Consider the following 331-nt stretch of genomic DNA (forward strand, 5'->3'; position numbering starts at 1 on the left):
AGCGTCGGCGCGGGGGCTCCGAACTGTCCAAGATCATCCGTCGCCTGCTCGGACTCGAGGCCAAGATGAGCCAGTACCGTGACGGCGCCGTCTTCGTCCGCAAGGTCACGTCCACGGTGGGGGAGGACGGATTCGCGGCCGTGTGGGCTGAGCCGGCGAACCTGCCCAGCAAGGCCGAGATCCACGACCCCGATGCGTGGGTGGCCCGGGTCCACGGCTGATGGGCGGGCGGCTCGACCCGACCGTGGCACGTGCCCGCGGCCTCGTGCGCGACGCCGTCGCTGACGACGGCCGCCCGCTGGTCGTCGCGCTCTCGGGAGGGGTCGACTCG

The 331-nt window shown here is 72.5% G+C and carries 1 protein-coding gene; it reads left to right on the top strand.

Going from position 1 to position 331, the window contains the following annotated elements; translation table 11 throughout:
• Positions 1-221, top strand: a 221-nt coding sequence (locus D9V41_RS17110; RefSeq protein WP_208006943.1) for a zinc-dependent metalloprotease, incomplete at its 5' end; no start/stop codon positions are given.
• Positions 222-331: the final 110 nt, after the last annotated feature.

The sequence above is a fragment of the Aeromicrobium phragmitis genome (genome assembly GCF_003674095.1).
GTDB classification, from domain to species: domain Bacteria; phylum Actinomycetota; class Actinomycetes; order Propionibacteriales; family Nocardioidaceae; genus Aeromicrobium; species Aeromicrobium phragmitis.